This window comes from Chamaesiphon sp. OTE_75_metabat_556 (assembly GCF_031378165.1).
In the GTDB taxonomy this organism is placed as follows: domain Bacteria; phylum Cyanobacteriota; class Cyanobacteriia; order Cyanobacteriales; family Chamaesiphonaceae; genus Chamaesiphon.
On sequence record NZ_JANNDR010000256.1, the window covers coordinates 1 to 3,583 of the forward strand.

3 protein-coding genes and 1 pseudogene are annotated in these 3,583 nt (G+C 44.2%); 3 read left to right on the forward strand and 1 reads right to left on the reverse strand.

Annotated elements, in window-relative coordinates:
* The 3 genes from RMO27_RS10425 to RMO27_RS10435 all read left to right on the forward strand — a co-directional run.
* Positions 1–567: SPFH domain-containing protein (locus RMO27_RS10425; RefSeq protein ID WP_309732085.1), on the forward strand; the 567-nt coding region annotated here is incomplete at its 5' end.
* Positions 568–867: 300 nt separating this feature from the next.
* On the forward strand, positions 868–1,776 hold the full coding sequence (locus RMO27_RS10430) for a tetratricopeptide repeat protein (RefSeq protein ID WP_309732087.1): 909 nt from the start codon (positions 868–870) through the stop codon (positions 1,774–1,776).
* A gap of 313 nt (positions 1,777–2,089) precedes the next feature.
* Positions 2,090–3,457, forward strand: a complete 1,368-nt coding sequence (locus RMO27_RS10435) for a WG repeat-containing protein (RefSeq protein WP_309732089.1) — start codon at positions 2,090–2,092, stop codon at positions 3,455–3,457.
* Positions 3,458–3,462: 5 nt separating this feature from the next.
* On the opposite strand, the pseudogene RMO27_RS10440 reads toward RMO27_RS10435, so the two are convergent.
* Positions 3,463–3,583: pseudogene (locus tag RMO27_RS10440) on the reverse strand (ISKra4 family transposase); the annotation flags it as partial.

Below are 3,583 nucleotides of genomic sequence, written 5' to 3' on the forward strand. Positions count from 1 at the left end.
CTCGATGACATGCTCCAAAGTCGCGATAAAATCAACGCCAAAGTGCAGGAAATCGTCGATGAAATCACCGAACCGTGGGGCGTGGCGATCGAACGAGTCGAATTAAAAGATGTCGAAATCCCGATCTCGATGCAACGAGCAATGGCCAAAGAAGCCGAAGCCGCACGGGAAAAACGGGCGCGCTTGATCAAAGCTGAAGCCGAACAAGAAGCCTCGAAATTGCTCAGTGAAGCCGCCCAACAGATGATGCAAAATCCCGCCGCTCTAGAATTGCGGCGGTTGCAAATGTTGACTGAAATCGGTGCCGAAAATAACACTACTACCCTGGTGATGATTCCATCGGATATCATCAGTCTAGCCAAGGAATGGTCGATCGCCGCTCATAACAACAACAATGTGACAGTTGCGGCAGATCGATCGCCCTCAGCACCCCAGATCGCCGCTACCACTGCGCCAGCAGCGAATGTACTTACTGGTAATGCCGAGCAACAGCTCAATTTGCCAGGGGCAACTCATACTCCAGAGTCAAATCCTGCGACTTCGAGCGATAAGCTAGATCGGCTCTAAAAAGCTCCCAAATATTCGCAATAGTTGCAATTTGAGGCATTGACAAAAGTAGATTTTGTCAATGCCTCGCTCGATCGCAATTTCCATCGAGATCGAACAACAGCCAACAGTCATCGCAACCTATTGCTAAGATAGACTTAACCTTTATTTAATCATTTTACGCAGTCTATCTATTTGTCTGGAACGATCGATTGCGCTATCGTAGCAGACAATAGTTGATAGATCGGCTACCGAGTAATTTTTTTGAACTTTTAAGTGCGATCTTGAGTCTAGATAAAATATTTACTTTTTATTGACAAGATGACGAAAATAGCGACTTTTATCCTCACTGCCCTGCTGACTGCGCCAGGGTTATTTGCGATCTCCGCTCAAGCTACAACTCCTGATCTCGATCGGGCTGGTGCGAGATCGTTCCAAATCGCTGAAATAGCGAATACACCGGCAGCTTTGACCAGTAGAGGTAATGATAAATATGATACTGGGGATTATCAAGGAGCAATAGCTGACTACAATCGCGCTCTGGCGATCGATGCCAACTATGCCAATGCTTACATCGAACGGGGCAATGCTAAAAGTGGCTTAGGCGATACCAAAGGTGCGCTTGCTGACTACGATCGCGGACTCCAAATCGATCCGAATATTCCCGAAGGTTACTACAATCGGGGGATAACTAAGTATTATTCAGGTGACAAACAAGGCGCGATCGCCGACCAAGATCGAGCGATTAAACTTAAACCTAATTATGCCAAAGCTTATATCGAGCGCGGTAATGCTAAAGATGATTTAGACGATCGCCAAGGTGCTTTGACCGACTACAATCGCGGGATCGAACTCAATCCAATGTATGCCAAAGGTTACTACGATCGGGGTCTGAATAAACACCGCGCGGAAAATTATAAAGGTGCGCTAGAAGATTACGATCGCGCCATTCAAATCAATCCTAAGTACGGATCTGCTTATACCAATCGCGGTTTGGTTAAATACGAACTCGGCGACAAATCGGCGGTGATGCCGGATTACAATCGCGCGATCGAGATCGATCCGAGTTCGGCCAATGCTTATTACAACAGAGGTTTACTCAAGTACGAGCTAGGTAATAGTTCTGAGGCGATCGTCGATATGGACAAGGCGGCTTTGTTGTTTCAAAAACAAGGACAGATGGATAAATATCAAAAGGCAGTCGGCTTGACTAAAAAATTCAAAGGTTAGATCTCACCAGCAATCCCTCGCCTTTTGGGTCAAGTAAGCGACAGCAAAATTTGCCGAGGTGTATAGAGTTGCCAATGCAGTTAATTCTAAATCTAGCTTGTTTTTGGGTTCTGGAAATAGAGCGATAACTGATGTATCTTCAGATATCTGGGTTCATTTATAGATATCTCAAATGTCGATTCATCATCTTCTTGGTAAGATTGCTCTCATCTCGATGCTATGCTTGGTAACTGGTTGTAGAAACGACAAAAGTTTCTCTAGGACTGTACCATCTAGCACCGCCACAGATTGGGAGCCAAATCCTTATGAAAAGTTGAATTTCAGCACCCTCAATAAACTAGAGGGATCGATCGGCATCGTGCAGGTGCGGAATCAATCAGCTTATTTCGATCTCAAACGTGAGAAATTACTCAAGCCACCTGGTTACTTCCAGACTATATCTCCTTTCCGCGAAGGGTTAGCAGGTGTAATTAAGAATGGCAAACTTGGTTTCATTAATGAACGAGGTGAATGGGCTATTTTCCCACGCTTTCCACACCGCGATAATTTGATGCCTGCTAGTTTTTATGAGGGTGTTGCCCTGGTTGAGGTTGAAAAAAAAGTCAGATTTATCGATAAGCAAGGTAAGTTTATCACTCCGGCTTTCGATTTTGCTAGAGGTTTCGATCGAGGTGTGGCAGTTGTCATGGTCGATAAAAAATATGGCTTAATTAATCAGCAAGGAAAATTCATCGTCTCACCACAGTTTAAAGAAGAACCAAGCGGCAATTTTGCTAGCGGGGGGATGTTGGTAAAGACTAATGATCGACAGCAATGTATTAACAATCGTGGATTGCAGATCGAAATTGCTGCTTGCAAATATATTTTAGAAGATGGCAAACCTAACAATAGTGCTTTTGAGGTCAAAAATGGTGGCGTTTATCGCCAGGGAAAACTTTTGCCCGGTTATCGATGGAATCGAGTCATCAAATCGCGAGGTGGTGATACCTACAAAGGTCTTTACATATACATAGTCGGGGGAAAATGGGGATTAGTGCATGAATCGGGAAAGGTGATAACTCCCGCTCGATTTGATGTCACCCAGATCGAAACTCAGGCAAAGATGCTATTTCAATATCAATATTTTTATAACGGTCTAGCCCAAGCAAAGATCGATGGTAGATACGGGTTTATCGATGGGACTGGCAAGTTTGTAATTCCACCTAAATTTGAAGAGGTCGAGTCCTTTGCCTTTGATTATCACATCACTGCTGTCAAGATCGGCAACAAATGGGGGGCGATCGATCGGCAGGGAAATATTGTCATCCAACCCAAATTTGAAGCTAGCTTCCAGTTCGATCGCCGATTTGGAGCTTTAGCGATGTTTAAAGAGAAAAATAAATATGGCTTCATCGATCGGCAAGGAAACATCGTTACACCCGCTCAGATCGATGAAATTAGCAGTCAAGATTTTGCCAACAGACCTGGGGCAGATAACTTCTATGACAGTTTGCCAAATGAGGGGTTAGTCAAAGCACGTATTGGGAAAAAGTGGGGCTATGTTAACACCCAAGGTAAAATTCAGATCCCGATGCAGTTTGATGAAGCGATCGATTTTCAATATGGAATTGCTGAAGTCAAGTTAGGCAATCGCCTTCTTTATATCAATCGACAGGGGAAAGAATTGGGGAGCATCCCATAAATGTACTAGGTATAAATACCTGCTCGAATGTCGCCATTGAGATAAGCGCATCTGAGCTTTAACATTTGGGGAACATTGAGACTATTCCATTGTGAACCAGAGATTTTCATCCTCATTCCAATCTGT

What these genes read in the sequence shown, in the direction of transcription:
- RMO27_RS10430 (WP_309732087.1), top strand. Translation starts at nt 868, where the DNA reads ATGACGAAAATAGCGACTTTTATCCTCACTGCCCTGCTGACTGCGCCA.